The sequence below is a fragment of the Streptomyces sp. NPDC016845 genome, assembly GCF_044332585.1.
Taxonomy (GTDB): domain Bacteria; phylum Actinomycetota; class Actinomycetes; order Streptomycetales; family Streptomycetaceae; genus Streptomyces.
In genome coordinates, this window is sequence record NZ_JBIRPI010000012.1 from 62873 (window position 1) to 83651 (window position 20779).

Sequence of the window (20779 nt, forward strand, 5' to 3'; positions counted from 1 at the left end):
GTCGTCAGGCGCCGGAGGGGCCGAGCACGGTGAAGGTTCGCTTCACCCGCTCGTACACCTTTCGCGCCGGGCCCTGCTCCTGCGGGCGGTACCAGGTGCCGATCTGGTAGGACCGCGAGCCCTGTTCGAAGCCGAGGAGTTCGGCGTGCCAGCGCTCGCCCTCGAGGGTGAAGAGGTACTCCCAGACCACGGCGGGGCGGCCCCTGAACGTCGTCCGGTCCAGGCGGATCTTCTCGTAGTCCTGGCCCTGGTGGGCGCCCAGCTCCGCCTTCTTCCAGGTCGCGAGGAGGTCGTCCTTCGCGAGCGCCGACTGGGCGACGAGTTCCTGGGTGCCGTCCGGTGACGTGTAGTGCACCTCGGACGCCGTCTTCACCACCCGTTCCCACCCCTTCGGCGGCACCCACGCGTATCCGGCCTCGCGGCGCGAACCGGGCGGCAGCGACGGGGAGCCGCCCGGGGGGCGGGAGGTGCCCTCGACGGTGGGCGGCGGGGACGTCGCCGTCGCTCCCCCGCCGCCTCCGGCTTCTCCGCCGGACGAGTCGTCCCCCGGGAGCGTGAGCGCGAGGGCCGCGGCGACACCGGCGGCCAGGACGCCGACGAGGGCGATCAGGGGAGCGCGGCGGCGGGACGGCGGCCGGACGGGGGCGGGCGGCCCGAGGAGATCGTGGCCACCGCCGCCGGGTGGGGGCTTGGCGGGGCGGGTCCGGGCTTCGGAGGCGGGGGCGGGCCTGGTGTTGGGTCCGGTGTTCGGCCCGGTATCCGGCCCGGCGTCGAGCCTGGTTTCCGGCCCGGTGTCGGGCCTGGTGTCCGGCCCGGTATCCGGCCCAAAGGCGGGCCCAAAGGCGGGCCCAGCGTCCGGCCCGGCGTCCGGCCCGGCGTCGAGCCTGGTGTCCGGCCCGGTGTCGGGCCTGGTGTCCGGCCCGGTATCCGGCCCAAAGGCGGGCCCAAAGGCGGGCCCAGCGTCCGGCCCGGTGTCGAGCCCTGGTTCGGATGAGAACCCTGCTGTGGGCTCGGGCTCGGGCTCGGGCTCGGGCTCGGGCTCGGGCGCGGGCGCGGGCGCGGGCCCCGGCTCTCGCTCCCGTTCCCGTTCCGGCGAGGGCGCCTCCGCCGGTGCCGGTGTCCCCCCAATGGGGCGGCGCAGGCCGATGTCGAGAGTCCGGGTGCCGGAGGCTTCGGGTGCCGGTGCGGGCTGGGGTGGCGGTGCCGGGGTGAGCGCCTCCAGGATCGCGTCCAGGTCCGGGCGGTCCTCCGGTTCCTTCGCCAGCAGGGCCGTCAGAAGCGGCCCGAGGCGCCCCGCCCCGGCAGGGAGCTGCGGCTCCTCGTAGAGGACGGCGTGGAGCGTGGCCAGGGTCGTGTCACGGCTGAACGGAGAACGGCCGCCCAGCGCGGCGCACAGGGTCGTGCCCAGGGACCACAGGTCGGAGGGCGGTCCCTGCGGGCGGCCCGAGACCCGTTCGGGCGCCATGTAGTCGGGTGAGCCGACGAGCATGCCGACCATGGTCAGCGCCGTCGTGTCCTGGATCGCGGCGATGCCGAAGTCGGTGAGCATGACGCGGCGCCGCCCGGCCCGCTCCAGCATGACGTTGCCCGGTTTGATGTCCCGGTGCAGGACGCCGCCCGCGTGGACCGGGATCAGCGCCTCGGCCAGACCCCGGCCGATCTCCGCGACCGCGTCCACGCCGAGCGGGCCGTCCTCGACGAGCACCTGTTCCAGGGAGCGGCCGGCGACCAGCTCCATCACGATCCACAGGCGTTCGCCCTCGTCCACGACGTCGTAGACGCGCACCACGTTGGGGTGGTCGATACGGGCCGTCGCGCGCGCCTCGCGCAGGGTGCGCTCGCGGCGGGTGCGCGCGTCCTCCGGGTCGAGCCCGTCGATGCGCATCTCCTTCACCGCGACGGGCCGGTCGAGCATTTCGTCGACCGCCCGCCACACCCGCCCCATTCCGCCCTGGCCTATGTGTTCGTCCAGGCGGTAGCGCGCTGCCACCACCAGCCCCTGGACGCCTCCGCCCGCATTTCCTGGCAATCGACTGCACCCCCGAAACACGACACCCAGAATCGACACATCGCGCCGTCCCAGCATAGTGGGGAGAAATCTTGTGGTAACTCTTCAAGTACTGCGAATTCGGACGATCCGGGGGGACCGACATGAATACAGGGCGCCAGGCCAAAATAGCGGCGACACTGCTTACCGCGACGATCTCGACGGTGATGATCCTGCCTTTCACCGCGACCGCCGGTGAGACGCCGGGCAGCGACGAGGGCGGCAAGGTCATGGACGAGGCGCCCGCGGGCGTGAAACTGTCCACGGGTCTTTCCGAGAAGATCTCGGTCGACAATTCGACCAAGGAAACCAGTGATCTCGTCGCGAGCGTCAGCAATCAGGGGACCAAGGACAGCGGCAAGGTCAATCTCCTCGTCGTCGGTTTCGACGGAATGGCGATCAAGGAGGTCCCGGGCTGCACCGCGATCGGCACGGCCGATCTGCCGGAGGGCTCGAACAGCGGATTCACCTGCCCGGTCGACAATCTCGCGGCCGGGAAATCGAAGTCGTACAAAGTCGCCGCGACATTCGATCTCACGAAAACCGGGAAGATCTGTCTGCCGGTCGAGAGCGCGGACGGCAAGCAGAGGTTCTGGCAGCAGGGCCCCGTCCCGTTCGGCGCGACGAGCCCCTCGCCCAACGCGCCGGTCACTCCGCTGCTCCTCGGCACCGAGAACAAGCCCGCGTCCCCGGCCGGGGACCAGAGCGGCGGCGGCGAGGGCGACGGTGAGGAGGAGACGCTGCCGTCGACGGGCGCCGGGCGTGACGTACTGCCACTCGGCGCGGCGGGGGCGGCGCTGATCGCCGCCGGTGGGGCCGGACTGTGGTGGTCCTCGCGCAAGCCGACCGCCTGACTCCGCGAAGAACCGACGGAAAAGCCGACGGAGACGCCGACGGAGAAGCCGTCAGACAGCCGACGGAAAAGCTGACGGCCGTTGTCAGGTTATGCGTGGACAGTACGCGCCATGACGACAACGCGCCCCACCCCCGGCAGCGGCCGCACGCTCCGCCCCGGCGACCCCGGCTACGACGACGAACTCGCCGGGTTCCAGACAGGGTTCACCCAGCGGCCCGACGTGATTCACGCCGCGGCCGGACCCGACGACGTACTGGCCGCCGTCCGCCACGCGGCGGCCGAACGGCTCCCCGTCGGCGTCCAGGCGACGGGCCACGGCCTGCCCGGCGACGCCGACGGCGGGGTCCTCATCAGTACGCGCCGGATGGACGGGATCGCCGTGGACCCGGTGGCCCGCACCGTACGGGTCGGCGCCGGGGTCCGCTGGGGCGCCGTCGCCGAGGCGGCCGCCGCGCACGGACTCGCCCCGCTCAACGGATCGGCGCCGAGCGTCGGCGTCGTCGGCTACGTCCTCGGCGGCGGGCTCGGCATCCTCGGCCGGGAGTTCGGCTACACCGCCGATCACGTGCGCTCCGTCGACGTCGTGACCGCCGACGGCACCGCCCGGCACGTCACCGCCGACCACGATCCCGAGCTGTTCTGGGGCCTGCTCGGCGGCGGCGCCCAGCTCGGCGTGGTCACCGCGCTCGAGGTCGGGCTCGCCCCGGTCACCCGCCTCTACGGGGGCTTTCTCGCCCTCGACGGCCGGGCCTCCGACCCCGCGGATCTCCTTCGCGCGTACGCGGACTGGGCGGCGACCGTCCCGTCCGCCCTCACCTCCTCGCTCGCCGCGCTCGTCCACCCGGACCTGCCGCGGCTGCCGCCGCACCTGCGCGGGCGGTACTTGGTCTCGGTGCGGATCGCGTTCACCGGCACCGCCGAGGAGGGCGAGCGGCTCGTGGCGCCGCTGCGCGCCGCGCTCGGGCCCGCCGTCACGGACACGCTGCGCGAGATGCCGTACGGCGAGAGCCACACGATCCACAACGACCCGGCCTTCCCGCACGCGTACTACGGGGACAGTGTGCTGCTGAGCGAGCTGGACGTCTCCGCCGCCGCCGAGCTGCTCGCCCTGTGCGGGCCCGCCGCCGACGCGATGCACGTCGTCCAGCTCAACCACCTCGGCGGCGCCCTGGCCCGCCCCGCGCCGAACGCGGTGCCCTACCGGGACGCGGGCTGGCTGGTGCGGATCCTGTCGCCGCTGGACGGGTCCTCGAAGGAGGCGGCGCGGGACCGTCACGCCCGCGCCTTCGGCGCCGTCGCCCCGCACACGCTCGGGCGGTCGCTCAACTTCGCCTTCGGCGGCGGCGACCGTACGGACGGGCTGTACGACGCCGGAACGCGGAAGAGGCTCGCCGGTCTGAAGGCCGCGTACGACCCGGCGAACCTCTTCCGGAGGAACTACAACCTGAGCTGAGCCGACTGCCTACTTGCCGGCCAGCTTCCACGCCGTCGGCAGCGCGCCCATCGCCAGGGCCGCCTTCACCGCGTCGCCGATCAGGAACGGGGTGAGGCCCGCGGCGATCGCCGCCGTCGGGCTCATGCCGGTGGAGAGGGCCAGGTAGGGGACGCCGATGGCGTAGATGATCGCCTCGCCGAGCACCATCGTGCCGACCGTGCGCAGCGCCGAACGGTCGCCGCCGCGGCGGGCCAGGGCGCCGACGACGGTCGCCGCGAGCAGCATGCCGAGCACGTAGCCGAACGACGGCATCGAGGCGCCGGAGCCGCCCTCGGCGAACCACGGCACGCCGGCCATGCCCGCGAGCGCGTACAGGGCGATCGAGAGGAAGCCGCGGCGGGCGCCGAGCGCGGTGCCGACGAGGAGCGCGGCGAAGGTCTGCCCGGTGACCGGCACCGGCGAGCCCGGCACGGGGATCGCTATCTGCGCGGCGATGCCGGTGAGCGCGGCGCCGCCGACGACCAGGGCGATGTCCTTGGTGCGGGACGCGGGGAGGAGGTCGGCCAGGACCTTGCCCGGGCGGGCGACTGCTGCGGTGGAGGTGGCGGTGCTCATGGGGACTCCGCGTATCTGTGGGCGCCTTGCGGGCGAGCGGGCAGGGTGGGACTCCGTGACGCTATCCCAGGGCGGTCGAGCCGATCACGGTCACCGCTCGACAAAGGGTCGTGGCGCCGATTGGTGGGCTCTGTACAAAGAGCCGTACGTACACCTCGTACGGGGTGATGCTCGTCACTGACGACACGGGTAGTCACAGGCCGTTTTGCGGTGCGGGGCGCTCGGCGGGGAGACTGTAGGTTCCCGCCAATTCATCCGTGAGCACCGAGAGCCGGCCGATCACCTCATGCACGACCAAGTCACGTCCGACGCACCTCTCGGAGGATCGCCTGACGGATCTTCCGACGAACCCCTCTCCGGCGGGCTCAAGCAGCGCCATCTGACCATGCTCGGGCTCGGCGGTGTCATCGGCGCGGGGCTGTTCGTCGGGTCGGGGGCCGGGATCGCGGTCGCCGGGCCCGGGATCGTCGTCTCGTACCTGATCGCGGGCGCGCTCGCGATGTGCGTGATGCGGATGCTCGGCGAGATGTCGGCGGCGATGCCCGTGTCCGGCTCGTTCTCGGTGCACGCGGAGCGGGCGCTCGGGCGGTGGGCCGGGTTCAGCGCGGGCTGGCTGTACTGGTTCATGCTGGTGGTCGTGCTCGCCGTCGAGGCGACGGGCGCCGCGCAGATCGCCAACGGCTGGGTGCCGGCGGTGCCGCAGTGGGCGTGGGTGCTGCTGTTCATGGTGGTGTTCACGGCGACGAACCTGGCCGCGGTGAAGAACTTCGGCGAGTTCGAGTTCTGGTTCGCGACGCTCAAGGTCGTCGCGATCATCGCGTTCCTGGTCCTCGGCACGCTGGCGGTCTTCGGGCTGCTCCCCGGCACGGACGCGGTGGGCCTCTCCCATCTGACCGGTGACGGCGGGTTCCTGCCGCGCGGCTGGCAGGGCGTCGTCTCCGGGGTGCTCGCGGTCGTCTTCGCGTTCGGCGGTCTGGAGGTCGTCACGATCGCGGCGGCGGAGTCCGAGGACCCGGTGCGGTCGGTGGCGCGGGCGGTGCGCAGCGCGGTGTTCCGCATCCTGTTCTTCTACGTCGGCTCGATGCTGGTGATCGTGACGGTGCTGCCCTGGACGGCACAGAAGGCGGGCATCAGCCCGTACGTCACCGTCCTGGACTCCGTCGGGGTGCCGTCGGCGGGGCAGATCATGAACATCGTCGTCTTCGTGGCGCTGCTCTCGGCGCTGAACGCCAACCTCTACGGCTCCTCCCGGATGATCTTCTCGCTCGCCGAGCGCGACGAGGCGCCGAAGGGGCTGCTGAAGGTGGCGGGTGGCGTGCCGCGCCGGGCGGTCCTCGCGTCGGTGGCGTTCGGGTTCGTCTCCGTACTGCTCAATCTGGAGTGGCCGGACACGGTCTTCCTCTACATGCTCAACTCCGTCGGCGCCGTACTGCTGTTCGTGTGGGCGCTGATCGCCGCCTCGCAACTGCGGCTGCGGCGCCGCCTCGAGGCCGAGGCGCCCGAGCGGCTCGTGCTGAGGATGTGGGCGTTCCCGTGGCTGACCTGGGCGGCGCTCGCCGCGATGGCCGCGGTGTTCGGGCTGATGCTGACCGACGACACGGCGCGGCCTCAGCTGCTGTGGTCGACGGGGGCGACGGCCGTCGTCCTCGCGGTCGCGGGCGTGCGCGAGCTGCGGGCGCGGCGCGCCTGAGCGGTTGCCGCCAGGCCGTGGCCCCGAGGGGACACCGGCACGTCGACCGTGATGCGTGGTGGCCCACAGAGGCCATCGGGACACGTGTGCCTTGACGGCACATGAGCCGGCCGCAGAGCATCGGGCCCCACAGCTCGTGAACGTCACAGCTCGTGAATGTCCGCGTCGCTATGTGTGAGCTTCGTGTCCGTATAACGGAAACGTATTCCCACTGAGCGGTGCGTCCGCTCAGACTGTGGCCGTTTTATGTGGGCCTTATCAGGTCGACGCTCTCCCCGTCTCAGCTACTGAACAGGGCTAATCCATGTCTCGGACGTCCGCGCGGCCCCCCGCCGCCGAAGATACGGCCGCGTCCCGCGGCGCCCAGCCGGCCGACGCGTCGTCGCTCTCGCCCGGCCTCAAGCAGCGCCATCTTTCCATGATCGCGCTCGGTGGCGTGATCGGCGCCGGGCTCTTCGTCGGCTCCGGTACCGCCATCGCGGCGGCAGGACCGTCGATCATCCTCGCGTACGCGATATCCGGCGCCCTCGTCATGCTCGTGATGCGCATGCTGGGCGAGATGGCGGCGGCGTACCCGGCGTCGGGCTCGTTCTCCGTGCACTCCGAACGGGCGATCGGGCCGTGGGCCGGGTTCACCGCGGGCTGGGCGTTCTGGTTCCTGCTGTGCGTGGCCGTCGGCCTGGAGGGGATCGGCGCGGCGGGCATCGTGCACGGCTGGGTGCCGGGTGTGCCCGAGTGGGCCTGGGTCGCCCTGTTCATGCTGCTGTTCACCGGGACGAACCTGGCGGCGGTGAAGAACTTCGGCGAGTTCGAGTTCTGGTTCGCGACGCTCAAGGTCGGCGCGATCGTGCTCTTCCTCGTCATCGGCATCCTGGCCATGTGCGGCGCCCTGCCGGACGTCGACGCGCCCGGCATGTCCAACCTCACCGGCCACGGCGGCTTCATGCCGAACGGTACGGAGGGACTGATCGTCGGTCTGCTGGCCTCCGTGTTCGCGTACGGCGGTCTGGAGACCGTCACCATCGCCGCCGCCGAGTCCGAGCACCCCGTGCAGGGTGTCGCCAAGGCGGTCCGTACGGCGATGTGGCGGATCGCGCTGTTCTACGTCGGCTCGATGGCGGTCGTGGTGGTCCTCCTGCCGTGGACCGCGGAGGAGATCCCGACCAAGGGTCCGTACGTCGCGACCCTCGACCACCTGGGCATCCCGGGGGCGGGGCAGATCATGAACGTGGTCGTCCTCGTCGCGCTGCTCTCCGCCATGAACGCCAACATCTACGGTGCCTCGCGCATGGCCGGTTCGCTGGTCGCCCGCGGCATGGGCCCGAAGGCGATCGGCAAGGTCACCGGCGGGGTGCCGCGCGTCGCCGTCCTGCTCTCGGCCGCCTTCGGCTTCGTGTGCGTGCTGCTCAGCTACTGGCGCCCGGACGACGTCTTCGCCTGGCTGCTCAACACCATCGGCGCGATCATCCTCGTCGTCTGGTTCTTCATCGCGTTCTCGCAGCTGATCCTGCGGCGCAAGCTGGAGCGCGAGGCGCCCGAGAAGCTCGTCGTGAAGATGTGGGCGTACCCGTACCTGACGGTCGCGGCGCTCGTCGCGATGGTGGTCGTCTTCGTCCTGATGGCCCGCGAGCACGACACGCGCTTGCAGCTGTACTACACGGGCGGCCTGACGATCGTGCTGGCCGTCGTCGGCTACGTACGTCAGCGCGCGGCGGAGTCACGGGCGGCTGCCTGACCTGCTCCCCCGCTCATCCAGGACCCCCGGACCGATCGGCCCGGGGGTCCTTCGCGTGCGGACCGCGGCCCGGAGCCCCAGGTCCGAGGGCTGATCAACTCCGATCCACTCCTGCTGTTAGCCTGCACTTGCACATTAATTGCAATAAGCTCTGCACTGCAGCCCCTTCAGCCGGAGGACTCGGACGACATGGCGATCTACACGCTTCCTGAACTCCCGTACGACTACGCGGCGCTCGAACCGGTCATCAACCCGCAGATCATCGAGCTGCACCACGACAAGCACCACGCGGCGTACGTGAAGGGCGCGAACGACACCCTCGAACAGCTCGCGGAGGCGCGCGACAAGGAGACGTGGGGCGCCGTCAACGGCCTGGAGAAGAACCTGGCCTTCCACCTCTCCGGCCACATCCTGCACAGCATCTACTGGCACAACATGAACAGCCCCAAGGACGGTGGCGGCGGCGAGCCGCTCGCCGCGGACGGGGTCGGCGACCTCGCCGACGCGATCACCGAGTCCTTCGGCTCTTTCGCCAAGTTCAAGGCCCAGCTCACCAAGGCGTCGGCGACGACGCAGGGGTCCGGCTGGGGCGTCCTCGCCTACGAGCCCCTCAGCGGCCGCCTCATCGTCGAGCAGGTCTACGACCACCAGGGCAACGTCGGTCAGGGCTCGACCCCGATCCTCGTCTTCGACGCCTGGGAGCACGCCTTCTACCTGCAGTACAAGAACCAGAAGGTCGACTTCATCGAGGCCATGTGGCAGGTCGTCAACTGGCAGGACGTCGCCAAGCGGTACGCGGCCGCGAAGGAGCGCACGAACAGCTTGCTGCTCGCCCCCTGACGGGCGCGCCGCCCCATACGCCCCGCCTCGTGATCGTCTTCTCAGCCTTCACGCAGGGCGGCGGCCGAAAAGACAGCCCCCCGCGAGGACGTGACTCGCGGGGGGCTGTCGGTATGCGAGGTTCCGGTGGAATGTGTCGCACATGACCGTCGCCTCGAAGCACTGCCCCAACTGTGGAAACAGCATCCAGAAGTTCCGCACGCTCACCGCCGACGAGCTGACGTCGGTCGCCGCCACGGTGGGGCACGGGCGGGCCGACGCCTGGAACTACCGGCGCTGTTCGCACGAGGGCTGCCTGCGCGTGCAGCGGCACTTCAAGGCCGACGACGGTTTCAATCTGCCCGAGTCCTTCCGCTGACCCGGAGAGGTCCGATCCAGAGGGGTGAGACGCCGATGGCCCACAAGAAGAAGCTGCCGTGCGAGACCTGCGGAGGCGACGAGACGCACCACCCGCTGGACAAGGAGGAACAACGGAAGCTGGTGAAGGCCGCCGGGGTGAAGCACCCCCATGAGTTCTGGATGTGCGACGGCGACGACGGGGACTGCCAGAACCTGCGGACAGGCTTCAACAAGCGCCCCTTCGGCGGCGGCCCCCGCAAGCTCTAGAAACCGGACGGGACCGGTGACCGGACGGGTCCAGCAACCGGACAGGTCCGGTGACCGGGCGGGTCAGTCGAAGATCGGGCCCTGCGTCCTGGTCCGCTTGATCTCGTAGAAGCCCGGGACCGAGGCGACCAGCAGCGTGCCGTCCCACAGCTTGGCCGCCTCCTCGCCCTTGGGCGCGGGCGTGACGACGGGGCCGAAGAAGGCGATCTGGTCGCCGTCCGCGCCGGGGACCGCGATGACCGGGGTGCCGACGTCCTGGCCGACCAGGTCGATGCCCTCCTTGTGGGAAGCGCGCAGCTCCTCCTCGTACTTGGTGCCGTCCCAGTGGTCGAGGAGGGACGCGGGCAGGCCGGCGTCGTCGAGGGCGCCGGCGACGGCTTCCTTCGTCGGGCCCTGGCCCTGGTTGTGGATGCGGGTGCCGAGCGCCGTGTACAGGTCGCCGAGGACCTCCGCGCCGTGCTCCTGCTGAGCGGCGATGACGACGCGGACCGGGCCCCATGCCTGGGTGCGCATCATCTCCCGGTACTCCTCGGGGAGCTCCTCCAGGCGCGGCTCGTTCAGGACGGCGAGGCTCATCACGTGCCAGCGGACCTTGATGTCGCGGACCTTCTCGACCTCCAGGACCCAGCGCGACGTCATCCAGGCCCAGGGGCAGAGCGGGTCGAACCAGAAGTCGACGGGGGTCTTCTCGTCCACAGCTGACATTGCTCTCCTCGGAAATCACGAAGTCACCGGGTGGTCTCTGCCTGCGGCAACGCGGCCCCGGCCATGTGCATTCCCGGATGTCCGGCGCGGGAGCCGCGTGCGAGGATCGTAGGCGTTCGAACGGCCCCACAAGGGTCCGGACAGGCTTACAGGTCAGGCCACAGGTCAGGCCACAGGTCGGGCCGCCCATCAGGCCACAAGAGAAACGTCACGAAGGAGTGCCGCCGTGCCCGGAGAGAATCTGTCCCGCGACGAGGCCCGCGAGCGGGCGGGTCTGCTGTCCGTCGACGGGTACGAGGTCGCGCTCGACCTGCGCTCCGCGGTCGGTGAGGCCACCGGTGAAGGGCCGCGCACCTTCCGCTCCGTGACCACGATCCGGTTCCGCGCCAACGAGCCGGGCGCCGCCACCTTCGTCGACCTGATCGCCCCGTCCGTCACCGCCGTGTCCCTCAACGGCGAGGACCTCGACCCGGCCGCCGTGTTCGACGGCAACCGTATCCACCTGGAGAGCCTGGCCGAGGAGAACGAACTGGTCGTCGACGCCCAGTGCGCCTACTCCCGCACCGGCGAGGGCATGCACCGCTTCGTCGACCCGGAGGACGGCGAGGTCTACCTCTACACCCAGTACGAGCCCGCCGACGCCCGGCGCGTCTTCGCCAACTTCGAGCAGCCCGACCTCAAGGCCCCGTACCGCTTCAGCGCGCAGGCCCCCGAGGGCTGGACCGTCTGGTCGAACGGGACCGGCGAGCTGACCGACGGCGTCTGGCGGTTCGCCGAGACCAAGCCGGTCTCCACGTACATCACGGCTGTCGTGGCGGGCCCGTACCACTACGTGACCGACTCCTACGAGCGCACGCTCGACGACGGCTCGACCCTCGTCGTCCCGCTCGGCGCCATGTGCCGCAAGGGTCTCGCCCCCTACTTCGACGCCGACGACATCTTCCTCGTCACCAAGCAGGGCCTCGACTTCTTCCACGAGAACTTCGACTACCCGTACCCCTTCGGCAAGTACGACCAGGCGTTCGTGCCCGAGTACAACCTCGGCGCGATGGAGAACCCGGGCATGGTCACCTTCCGCGAGGAGTTCATCTTCCGCGGCAAGGTGACGCAGGCGTCGTACGAGCGCCGGGCCAACGTGATCCTGCACGAGATGGCCCACATGTGGTTCGGCGACCTCGTCACCATGCGGTGGTGGGACGACCTGTGGCTGAAGGAGTCCTTCGCCGACTTCATGGGCTCGTTCTCGATGGTCGAGGCGACCCGGTTCACCAACGGCTGGATCACCTTCGCCAACAACCGCAAGGCGTGGGCGTACCGCGCCGACCAGCTGCCGAGCACCCACCCGGTCACCGCGGACATCCGCGACCTGGAGGACGCGAAGCTCAACTTCGACGGCATCACCTACGCCAAGGGCGCGAGCGTCCTGAAGCAGCTCGTCGCCTACGTGGGCCGCGACGCGTTCCTCGAGGGCGCGCGCCGCTACTTCAAGCGCCACGCGTACGGGAACACGCGCCTGGGCGATCTGCTCTCGGTCCTGGAGGAGACGAGCGGGCGCGACATGACGTCGTGGGCGGGGTCGTGGCTCCAGACGGCCGGGGTCAACTCGCTCACGCCGCAGGCGATTCTGAACGGCGAGGGGCGGATCACCGAGCTGGCCGTGGTCCAGGAGGCCGCCGAGTCCCACCCCGAGCTGCGCCCGCACCGGGTCGCCGTCGGCCTGTACCGCCGCTCGCCCGACGGCGCTCTCGAGCGCTACGCGCGCGCCGAGGTCGACGTCGACGGGCCGCGCACCGTCGTCTCGGAGCTGGCCGGGGCCGACGCCCCCGAGCTGGTCCTCGTCAACGACGACGACCTCACGTACTGCAAGATCCGCTTCGACGAGACCTCCCTCGCCACGCTCCGCGAGCGGCTCGGCGACATCACCGACCCCCTGGCCCGCGCCCTGTGCTGGTCCGCGCTGTGGAACCTGACGCGCGACGCGCTCATGCCGGCCCGCGACTTCGTCGGCCTCGTCCTGCGGTTCGCCGGGCGCGAGTCGGACATCGGCGTGCTCCAGATGCTGCACGCCTGGGCCCGCTCGGCGCTCACCCACTACGCGGTGCCGGCGTGGCGCGAGGAGGGCGGCCGGCTGCTCGCCGAGGGCGCCCTGCGCGAGCTGCGCAACGCCGAGCCCGGCAGCCAGCACCAGCTGACCTGGGCCCGGTTCTTCACGTCGGTCGCGTCGAGCCCCGCCGATCTGCAGTTGCTGCAGGGTCTCCTCGCGGGCAGCGCGAAGATCGACGGTCTGGAGATCGACCAGGAGCTGCGCTGGTCGTTCCTGGACACGCTCGCCACGTACGGCGCCGCCGACGAGGCGATGCTCAACGCCGAACTGACCCGCGACGACACCGCGTCCGGCAAGCGCCACCAGGTGCGGTGCCTGGCCGCGCGCCCCTCGCAGGCGGTGAAGGCGCAGTCGTGGGCGCAGGTCGTCGAGTCCGACGTGCTGTCGAACGCGCTGGTGGAGGCGGTCATCGCCGGGTTCCAGCAGCCGTCCCAGCGTGAACTCACCGCGCCCTACGCGCAGAAGTACTTCGACGTCATCGAGCGCGTCTGGGAGAAGCGCTCGATCCAGATCGGCATGGACGTCGTACGCGGTCTGTTCCCGGCGCTCCAGGACACCCCGGAGACGCTTGAGCGGGCCGACGCCTGGCTCGCGGCGCACGAGGACGCGGCGCCCGCCCTCCGGCGTCTCGTCCTGGAGGCGCGGGACGACCTGGCGCGCGGGCTGCGCGGACAGGCGTGCGACGCGACAGCCGTGCAGCAGTAGGTACATGAGGGTTGCGAGCGCGGCGCCGGGTTGACGAATGCCCGGCGCCGCGCCGTTCGCCAGGTGTTACCGAATGCGGTGACGACTGCCCGTAACCCGTCTGCGGCCTGGCTCTTTCGGCACCTCGACGCCCGGACTTTAGGGCGAACTTGTCCGGTTTTGTCGACGGCTCTGTAACAGCGGTTAGCGGAGGCGCCCGGTCCGGGAAGGTCCGGGACATGAACCACGACACCACCCCCGCCACCCCCGCCACCCCCGCCACCCCTGCCGCCCCTGCCCCCCTCTCGCCCCGTCCCCTCGGCCACCTCGTCGACTCCCAGCGGCGCGTCATGAGCGCGGCGCAGCTCAGGGCCCACGGGGTCACCGCCGCCGCGGCGCAGGGGCAGTGCCGCCCCGGCGGGCCCTGGCAGCGGGTCCTGCCGGGCGTGTTCCTCCTCCACCCGGGACCGGCGACCGGCGAGGAACGGCTGCACGCGGTGCTCCTGTACGCGGGCCGCGCCCAAGAGAACCGCGCACAGCCGCACCGCACGGGCGGCGTACCGGCGCAGCCCCTCGCCGGTGACGCCCACGCCGGTGACGCCCGTGCCGGGACCGCCCTGCCGTACGCCGAGGCCATGGTCACCGGGCTCGCGGCGCTCGCCCTGCACGGGTTCGTGTCCGCTCCCCCGCTGCTCTCGCTCGACCACGTCGACGTCCTCGTACCGCGCACCCGCCGTCTGCGCTCCACCGACTTCGCCCGGCTGGTCCGCACAGCCGCGATGCCGGTACCCGTCCAGCTGACCGGGGTCCCGGTCGCGCCCGTACCGCGCGCCCTCGCGGACGCCATCGGGCAGCTCTCCGACGCGTCCGCCGTACGCCGCCTGCTGACGGAGGCGGTACGCGGCGGGCACTGCGAACCGGCGTCCGTCGTGAGGGAGTTGACGCAGGCCCGGCTGCTCACCCGGCCGCACGTCGTGGACGCCGTCGACTCGCTGCTCGCCGAGGGACGGGCCGTCGCCGAGGACCGGCTGTACCGCATGGTCGTCGGGTACGGGCTCCCCGACCCGCTGTGGAACGTGGACCTGCGCCTGCCCGGCGGCCCGCACCTCGGCGGCGTCGACGCGTACTGGCCCGAGCACGCCGTCGCCGTGGAGCTGGACACCCGGGCGCCGCGCCAGGACGAGGACGCGCTGTGGAGCGAGTACGCCCGCAAGCGCGAGTACCTGGAGCGGCTCGGCATCACCGTCGTGCACCTGACGCCGCGCAAGCTGCGCGACGCGCTCGAGCAGCAGGCGGCCGTGGTCCGCACCGCGCTGATGGCGGCGGACGACCGGGACCCGGCGGCCTACGTCGTGGTGCTGCCCCGCTGAACCCCTACCCCTTCTTCAGGACCAGTTCCGTGTTGCGGTCGCCCGGGGTGCCGGAGAGGGTCGCGCGGGAGCCGGGGGCGTTGAAGGAGAGTTCGCGGTAGAGGGCGGCGAGGCCGGTCTGGCCGAGGTCGGTGAAGTCGGTGCGGTGCGGGGCGGCGGACTCGACGCAGGTGGTGAAGAGGGAGAGGGTGCCGTCGTGGTTGTCGGCGATCTCGATGACCCGGGCCAGCTGGGGGAAGTCCACGTGGGACGCGGTGGAGACCTCCCAGTAGCCGCCGGTGCCGTCGTCGCCGGGGTGCGGGGTGATGGCGTTCTTGTGGCTGTGCCCGTTGACCCAGGCGAGGACCGGGCGGTGGCGGCCGAGGACGGCGGCGAGCTCCTTGCCTCCGTGGCGCCGCTCGCCGGGGTGGCGCGGGTCCTCGCGGAGGTTGCGCATCGACCTGCTGGTGTGGTGCGAGAAGACGACGACGTGGTCACCGTTCTTCTCGGCGGCCGTCAACCGGGCGACCAGCCAGCGGAGTTGGCTCGTGCCGAGCGAGCCCTCGTAGTGGCCGCCGGGGTCGGTCGTGTCGAGGCTGATGCCGAGCACGTCGTCGGAGACGCGGAACGTGTAGTACTGGGTGACGGCGGCGAGATTGTCCTGCGTGTAGCCGTGGCCGACGGGCCCCGGGCCCGTGTGCGCCGGGTCGAGGTGCGCGGCCAGGTACTCGGCGGGGGTGAACGGGGCGCGGGCCTCGTCCGGGGTGACCCGGCGCATCGCGCGCGTGCTGCTCCGCAGGAGGTCGCGGAAGGCGGCGCCCTTGGGGTCGCCGCCGTGCTTGACGTTGTCCCAGATCGCCTTGGACGCCGATCCGGGCAGCTCCATCAGCTTGCGCCCGCCGACGGCGAACTCGGCGAAGAAGGAGTCGCCGGGCGCGTAGCAGCCGCCGGGCAGCGCGTCGTGGTTGCCGACCGTGGAGTACCAGGGGAGGTTCAGCCCCGGGCTGCGCAGTTCGGCGATGGCCGCCGCCAGGAAGCCCGGGATGCGCGGGAAGCCGTGGCGCTGCTTGTCGGAGTCGCGCTGGGCCGCGTCCGGCTGCCAGTAGAGCGGGACGCCGCTGTTCTGCACGCCCTCGTAGTGGCGCGGGTCGCCGCTGTTGGGCGTGATGCGGCCGCCGCTCATCGTCTTGAGGAACCAGTCGAGCTCGGTACGGGAGTTGTTGTCCGTGTTGTCGCCGGTCGTCATCACGAAGTGGAGCGGGGACGCGGTGACGGGCGCGCCGCGCAGCGCGTTGACCCGCTCGACGAGCGACACCGCGCCGGCGACCGAGAGCGCCTCCTGGGGGCGCCAGGCGCTGGCGGTCTGGGCGCGCAGGTACTCGTAGCGCAGCGGGTGCTGTACGTCGACCAGGTGCAGATCGGTGAATTGCACGAAGGCGGCGAGCGCGGTGCGCCGGGCCTCGCGCCCGGAGCGGGCGGGCGTCAGCTCGGAGCGGACGACGCGCTGCCACGCCGGTCCGTCGCCGAGGCGGCGGTAGCCGGACCCGGCCGCTCCGGTGGCGACGGAGGCGAGGGTCGTGCCGCGCGTGTACGGCAGGAGCGGGGCCGCGGGGGCGCGGCGGGAGGAGAGGGTGCGGGCGGGCGCGGGCCCCGCGGCGGCGGCCGGGCCGCCCGGCGCGAGGGCGTAGCCGAGTCCGGCGGTCAGCGTCGCCGCGCCGGTCGCGGCCAGGAGCGTACGGCGGTCGAGTGCGGCGGCTGCTTTGGTGACAGAGCGTAGGCGCGACATGGCGCGGTCTCCCCGGGTGCGAACGCGTCGACAGTGGCGTACTGGATCGTTGGCAGCGGGGGTGGCGTGCGCGTGAACGGGGACGCAACGCGCAGCGCAGATCACGGTACGTGGATCACCGTGCGCGGCCGGGGCCCCGGGTTGTCATGCGCGGGGAGGAACTCACCCACCGCACCGTCACCCTGAGTTCACTTCTCAGGGAAGCAGGTGCCCCGACGGCGGGCGCTCGCGCCACAGCCGCAGGCCCACGTCGACGAGTTCGACGCGCGGCAGGCCGTCCACGGCGGCGAGGTCGTGCCAGGCGGCCATGTCGGTGGAGCCGTTCTCCTCGTGGCGCAGGGTGCCGCCGGTGACGGTGGCCTCGTAGACGAGGCGCAGGCCGTGGAAGTCGGCGACCGTGCCGAGCTTGCGGGGGTAGCGGCGCAGGACGGTGTGGACACCGAGGAAGGTGACGGGGTCGACGGTGTAGCCGGTCTCCTCGTCGACCTCGCGGACGACCGTGTCGTAGGGGTCCTCGCCGTGGTCCATGCCGCCCCCCGGCAGGGTCCAGCGCTTGGTGCCGTCCCCGGCGACCCAGCGGGCGAGCAGGATCCGTCCGTCGCGTACGCACACGCCGTACGCCGCCACCCTCAGCTCTTTGTGCATCCCCCGACGCTAACGGAGAGTTCGAGCTCTCCACGGAGGGTTCGGAGGTGGGGAGAATTACGTCCGGTTAGCGGCCGGTTCATCCCTGATGGCGTATGGCGGAAGTACGCCATGGCCCCATCCCGCCTCGGGCAACTCTCCCCAAACTATGTGCACTTAGATAAAGCTGAGCGGTCATCCGGCACCGAATTCCGGAGCCTTACGAACAATCCAGCCATACGAACGATCTTCACGTACGACCCCCCTCGTTGTCCCACTTCACGTACAGGGATGCTGATGACCCCCGATCCCCAGCGCGCACCCATATCCGGTGCGAGACGCGCGGCCCGGCTCGCGGCCGCCGCAGGTCTGGTGGCCGCGCTCACCGCGGCCGGGCCGATACCCATGGCCTTCGCCGCCGACGCAGACACGGCAGGCACCACTCCGTCCGCCGACCCCGCCGTCAAGTCCGCCGGAGAGAAGCTCGGCGCGCACGACGCGCAGCTCCTCGCCAAGGCGAAGGCCGACGGCGAGAAGAACGTGACCCTCATGGTCGCGACCGCCCCGGGCGCCACCGAGCAGGTGGCCAAGGAGCTCGACGCGGTCAAGGGCGGTTCCGTGGGCCGCACCTACGACAAGCTCGGCTACGTCCGGGCGACCGTGCCGACGAGCCGCGCCGACGCCGCCATCAAGGCCGCCGCGAAGCTCTCCTCCGTGCACGGCATCGACCTGCGCCAGGAGATTCAGCTCGACGACCCGACCCCGGCGGCCGACACCGCCAAGGGCGCGTCGAAGTCCGCGGAGAAGGGCTCCGGCTCCTCGTACAGCGGCCCGGGGAAGAACACCCCGGCGAAGAACCCGTACAACCCGTCCTTCGAGACGGGCGCGGTCGACTTCGTGCAGGACAACCCGAAGGCCGACGGCCGCGGGGTCACCATCGGCATTCTCGACTCCGGCGTCGACCTCGGTCACCCGGCGCTGCAGAAGACCACGACCGGCGAGCGCAAGATCGTCGACTGGGTCACCTCGACCGACCCGATCGTCGACGCCGACGCCACCTGGCGCCCGATGGTCACCTCGGTGACCGGGCCGACGTTCACCGCGGGCGGCCGTACGTACAAGTCGGCCGCGGGCACCTTCGGCTTCAGCACCTTCGCCGAGTCCGCGACGACCGGCGGCGACGCCAAGGGCGACCTGAACCGGGACGGCGACACCACCGACAAGTGGGGCGTCCTCTACGACGCGAAGGCCGGCACCGTCACCGTCGACCTGAACGACAACGGCGACTTCACCGACGACACCCCGATGAAGCCGTACAAGGACGGCTACCAGATCGGGTACTTCGGCAAGGACGACCCGAAGACGGACGTCGTCGAGCGCGTGCCGTTCGTGGTGGAGATCCGCAAGGACGTCCCCATGGACCCGTACGGCGGTGACTGGGTCGGCCAGAAGCGCGACTTCGTCAACATCGGCGTCATCGAGTCCGAGCACGGCACGCACGTCGCGGGCATCACCGCGGCCAACTCGCTCTTCGGCAACAAGAACATGAACGGCGCCGCCCCCGGCGCCAAGATCGTCTCCTCGCGCGCCTGCACCTGGTCCGGCGGCTGCACCAACGTCGCGCTGACCGAGGGCATGATCGACCTCGTCGCCAACCGCGGCGTCGACATCGTCAACATGTCGATCGGCGGCCTGCCCGCGCTGAACGACGGCAACAACGCGCGCTCCTTGCTCTACACGCGCCTCATCGACACCTACGGCGTGCAGCTCGTGATCTCCGCGGGCAACTCGGGCCCCGGCGCCAACACCATCGGCGACCCCGGCCTCGCCGACAAGGTCATCTCGGTGGGCGCGTCCATCTCCAAGGAGACCTGGGCCGCCAACTACGGCTCCAAGGTCGAGAAGTCGTACGCGATGATGCCGTTCTCCTCGCGCGGCCCGCGTGAGGACGGCGGCTTCACCCCGACGATCACCGCGCCCGGCGCGTCGATCAACTCGACGCAGACCTGGCTGCCCGGCTCCCCGGCCGCCGAGGCGGGCTACTCGCTCCCGGCCGGCTACTCGATGCTCCAGGGCACCTCGATGGCCTCGCCGCAGGCTGCGGGCGCCTCGGCGCTGCTGCTCTCCGCCGCCGAGCAGAAGCACATCGCCCTGGACCCGGCGAAGCTGCGCACCGCGCTGACCTCGACCGCCAAGCACATCAAGGGCGAGCAGGCGTACGCCGAGGGCTCCGGCCTCATCGACATCGAGGACGCCTGGAGCGCCATCCGGCGCGGCGCGAGCGCCCACACGTACACCGTGCAGGCGCCCGTCGACACCGCGATCGACTACGCGCTGAAGACGCCGGGCTTCGGCACCGGCATCTACGACCGCGAGGGCGGCCTCAAGGCCGGGCAGAAGAAGACCTACGACGTGACCATCACGCGTACGTCGGGCTCGTCCAAGCCGGTGCTGCACACGCTGTCCCTGAAGAACAACTCGGGTGACACCTTCCGCGTCGTCGGCTCGCGCCTCGTCCCGCTGCCGCTGAACAAGGCCGTCACCGTCAAGGTGCAGGCCAAGCCGGGCTCCGCCGGGCTGCACAGCGCCATCCTGGAGGTGAACGACCCGCTGACCACCGGCGTCGACCAGCAGGTCCTGGCGACGGTCGTCGTCGCGAAGCCGCTGGCCAAGCCGTCGTACTCGTTCAGCGACACGGGCTCGGTGCAGCGCAACAGCACCAAGTCGTACTTCCTGACGGTCCCCGAGGGCGCCAAGGCGCTCCAGGTGCGGATGAGCGGCCTCAAGGCCACGAGCCAGACCCGCTTCATCTCCATCCACCCGTACGGTGTCCCGGTCGACGACACGTCCACGCCGAGCTGCTACCCGAACTACGAGAACCCGGCCAACACCTGCCGCCCGGACCTGCGTTCGTACGCGGACCCGCAGGCCGGTGTCTGGGAGATCGAGGTCGAGTCGCGCCGTACGTCGCCGCTGCTCGACAACCCGTACACCCTTGAGGCGTCGGTCCTCGGCGCCACCTTCGACCCGGCGGTGCAGACGCTGCCCGAGGCGAAGGTCGGTGCCCCGGCCGCCGTCGACTGGACGGTCACGAACGACTTCGCGGCCATCAAGGGCGGCAAGCTGGAGGGCGGTCCGCTCGGCTCGTCGAAGTCGGCGCGTCCGACCATCGCCGACGGTGCCACGCAGACCTCGACGGTCGAGGTGCCCGCGGGCGCCGAGAAGCTCGACGTCTCCATCGGCAACGTCTCCGACCAGGCCGCCGACCTCGACCTGACGGTCAAGAACGCGGCCGGCGACGTCGTCGCGACGTCCGCCGACGGTGACTCCGAGGAGTCCGTCAGCATCCCGAAGCCGGCCGCCGGCACGTACACGATCGAGGTCGCGGGCTACTCGGTGCCGTCCGGGTCGACCGCGTACGACTACGTCGACGTGTTCTACTCGCCGTCCCTCGGCACGGTGAAGGTCGACGACACCAAGACGGTGACCCTGGCCAGCGGCGCGTCCACGGACGTGGCCGCCGAGGTCACCGCCGCCGCCGCCGCGCCGGAGGGCCGCGAGTTCTTCGGCGAGGTGCGGCTGCTGAACGAGCGCGGGGTCGCCGCGGGCGTCGGCAGCGTGAAGATCGAGAAGGTCACCGAGTAAGCGGGCCGGTGGCTTGAGCGCGGGGGCGGACGCCAGTGGCGTCCGCCCCCGTCGCCGT

The 20779-nt window shown here is 71.3% G+C and carries 15 protein-coding genes; 10 read left to right on the forward strand and 5 right to left on the reverse strand.

Going from position 1 to position 20779, the window contains the following annotated elements:
• Positions 1-4: 4 nt before the first annotated feature.
• Entirely contained in the window at positions 5-1945 is a 1941-nt protein-coding gene (locus ACH4RC_RS26080; protein WP_398205452.1) for a protein kinase, read from the reverse strand.
• Between the two features lie 206 nt (positions 1946-2151).
• Here ACH4RC_RS26080 and ACH4RC_RS26085 point away from each other — a divergent pair, with 206 nt between their 5' ends.
• Positions 2152-2901, forward strand: a complete 750-nt coding sequence (locus ACH4RC_RS26085; protein WP_398205264.1) for a hypothetical protein — start codon at positions 2152-2154, stop codon at positions 2899-2901.
• A 111-nt stretch (positions 2902-3012) separates the two neighbouring features.
• Entirely contained in the window at positions 3013-4356 is a 1344-nt protein-coding gene (locus ACH4RC_RS26090) for an FAD-binding oxidoreductase (protein ID WP_398205266.1), read from the forward strand.
• 9 nt (positions 4357-4365) lie between these two features.
• On the opposite strand, the gene ACH4RC_RS26095 is transcribed toward ACH4RC_RS26090, so the two are convergent.
• Entirely contained in the window at positions 4366-4953 is a 588-nt protein-coding gene (locus ACH4RC_RS26095) for a biotin transporter BioY (protein WP_398205268.1), read from the reverse strand.
• 286 nt (positions 4954-5239) lie between these two features.
• On the opposite strand from ACH4RC_RS26095, the gene ACH4RC_RS26100 reads away from it, so the two are divergent.
• From ACH4RC_RS26100 to ACH4RC_RS26120, 5 genes are all read left to right on the forward strand, one after another.
• Positions 5240-6643 carry an amino acid permease gene (locus ACH4RC_RS26100; RefSeq protein ID WP_398205270.1) on the forward strand — a complete coding sequence of 468 codons (1404 nt, stop codon included), beginning with the start codon at positions 5240-5242 and terminating at the stop codon, positions 6641-6643.
• A gap of 304 nt (positions 6644-6947) precedes the next feature.
• Positions 6948-8378: an amino acid permease gene (locus ACH4RC_RS26105; protein ID WP_398205272.1), complete on the forward strand. Its 1431-nt coding sequence runs from the start codon at positions 6948-6950 to the stop codon at positions 8376-8378.
• Positions 8379-8567: 189 nt separating this feature from the next.
• Complete coding sequence (locus ACH4RC_RS26110) at positions 8568-9218, forward strand: superoxide dismutase (protein ID WP_398205273.1); 651 nt, start codon at positions 8568-8570, stop codon at positions 9216-9218.
• Between the two features lie 142 nt (positions 9219-9360).
• Positions 9361-9576 carry a hypothetical protein gene (locus ACH4RC_RS26115; protein WP_398205275.1) on the forward strand — a complete coding sequence of 72 codons (216 nt, stop codon included), beginning with the start codon at positions 9361-9363 and terminating at the stop codon, positions 9574-9576.
• 35 nt (positions 9577-9611) lie between these two features.
• Positions 9612-9824, forward strand: coding sequence for a hypothetical protein (locus tag ACH4RC_RS26120; RefSeq protein ID WP_398205277.1), 213 nt, complete (start codon positions 9612-9614; stop codon positions 9822-9824).
• A 63-nt stretch (positions 9825-9887) separates the two neighbouring features.
• Here the strand turns inward: ACH4RC_RS26120 and ACH4RC_RS26125 are convergent, their stop codons facing one another.
• Positions 9888-10529 (reverse strand): DsbA family protein, encoded by a 642-nt coding sequence (locus ACH4RC_RS26125; protein ID WP_398205279.1) that lies wholly within the window; start codon positions 10527-10529, stop codon positions 9888-9890.
• A 226-nt stretch (positions 10530-10755) separates the two neighbouring features.
• Between ACH4RC_RS26125 and pepN the strand changes: the two genes are divergently transcribed.
• The gene (gene pepN / locus ACH4RC_RS26130) at positions 10756-13338 is read left to right on the forward strand and encodes an aminopeptidase N (RefSeq protein ID WP_398205281.1); all 2583 of its coding nucleotides are present in this window, start codon (positions 10756-10758) and stop codon (positions 13336-13338) included.
• A gap of 218 nt (positions 13339-13556) precedes the next feature.
• Positions 13557-14687: a hypothetical protein gene (locus ACH4RC_RS26135; RefSeq protein ID WP_398205283.1), complete on the forward strand. Its 1131-nt coding sequence runs from the start codon at positions 13557-13559 to the stop codon at positions 14685-14687.
• Between the two features lie 4 nt (positions 14688-14691).
• Here ACH4RC_RS26135 and ACH4RC_RS26140 read toward each other — a convergent pair whose 3' ends face one another.
• Both ACH4RC_RS26140 and ACH4RC_RS26145 read right to left on the reverse strand, forming a co-directional pair.
• A complete protein-coding gene (locus tag ACH4RC_RS26140; protein WP_398205285.1) occupies positions 14692-16452 on the reverse strand; it encodes a TIGR03767 family metallophosphoesterase in 1761 nt (586 codons plus the stop codon).
• 195 nt (positions 16453-16647) lie between these two features.
• A complete protein-coding gene (locus ACH4RC_RS26145; protein ID WP_398205286.1) occupies positions 16648-17097 on the reverse strand; it encodes an NUDIX hydrolase in 450 nt (149 codons plus the stop codon).
• Positions 17098-17373: 276 nt separating this feature from the next.
• Here ACH4RC_RS26145 and ACH4RC_RS26150 point away from each other — a divergent pair, with 276 nt between their 5' ends.
• Positions 17374-20721, forward strand: a complete 3348-nt coding sequence (locus tag ACH4RC_RS26150) for a S8 family serine peptidase (protein ID WP_398205287.1) — start codon at positions 17374-17376, stop codon at positions 20719-20721.
• The last annotated feature ends 58 nt before the right edge of the window (positions 20722-20779 follow it).

Coding starts and splice junctions, on each gene's coding strand:
- ACH4RC_RS26080 (WP_398205452.1), bottom strand. CDS start 1,945: ATGGGGCGGGTGTGGCGGGCGGTCGACGAAATGCTCGACCGGCCCGTC.
- ACH4RC_RS26085 (WP_398205264.1), top strand. CDS start 2,152: ATGAATACAGGGCGCCAGGCCAAAATAGCGGCGACACTGCTTACCGCG.
- ACH4RC_RS26090 (WP_398205266.1), top strand. CDS start 3,013: ATGACGACAACGCGCCCCACCCCCGGCAGCGGCCGCACGCTCCGCCCC.
- ACH4RC_RS26095 (WP_398205268.1), bottom strand. CDS start 4,953: ATGAGCACCGCCACCTCCACCGCAGCAGTCGCCCGCCCGGGCAAGGTC.
- ACH4RC_RS26100 (WP_398205270.1), top strand. CDS start 5,240: ATGCACGACCAAGTCACGTCCGACGCACCTCTCGGAGGATCGCCTGAC.
- ACH4RC_RS26105 (WP_398205272.1), top strand. CDS start 6,948: ATGTCTCGGACGTCCGCGCGGCCCCCCGCCGCCGAAGATACGGCCGCG.
- ACH4RC_RS26110 (WP_398205273.1), top strand. CDS start 8,568: ATGGCGATCTACACGCTTCCTGAACTCCCGTACGACTACGCGGCGCTC.
- ACH4RC_RS26115 (WP_398205275.1), top strand. CDS start 9,361: ATGACCGTCGCCTCGAAGCACTGCCCCAACTGTGGAAACAGCATCCAG.
- ACH4RC_RS26120 (WP_398205277.1), top strand. CDS start 9,612: ATGGCCCACAAGAAGAAGCTGCCGTGCGAGACCTGCGGAGGCGACGAG.
- ACH4RC_RS26125 (WP_398205279.1), bottom strand. CDS start 10,529: ATGTCAGCTGTGGACGAGAAGACCCCCGTCGACTTCTGGTTCGACCCG.
- ACH4RC_RS26135 (WP_398205283.1), top strand. CDS start 13,557: ATGAACCACGACACCACCCCCGCCACCCCCGCCACCCCCGCCACCCCT.
- ACH4RC_RS26140 (WP_398205285.1), bottom strand. CDS start 16,452: ATGTCGCGCCTACGCTCTGTCACCAAAGCAGCCGCCGCACTCGACCGC.
- ACH4RC_RS26145 (WP_398205286.1), bottom strand. CDS start 17,097: ATGCACAAAGAGCTGAGGGTGGCGGCGTACGGCGTGTGCGTACGCGAC.
- ACH4RC_RS26150 (WP_398205287.1), top strand. CDS start 17,374: ATGACCCCCGATCCCCAGCGCGCACCCATATCCGGTGCGAGACGCGCG.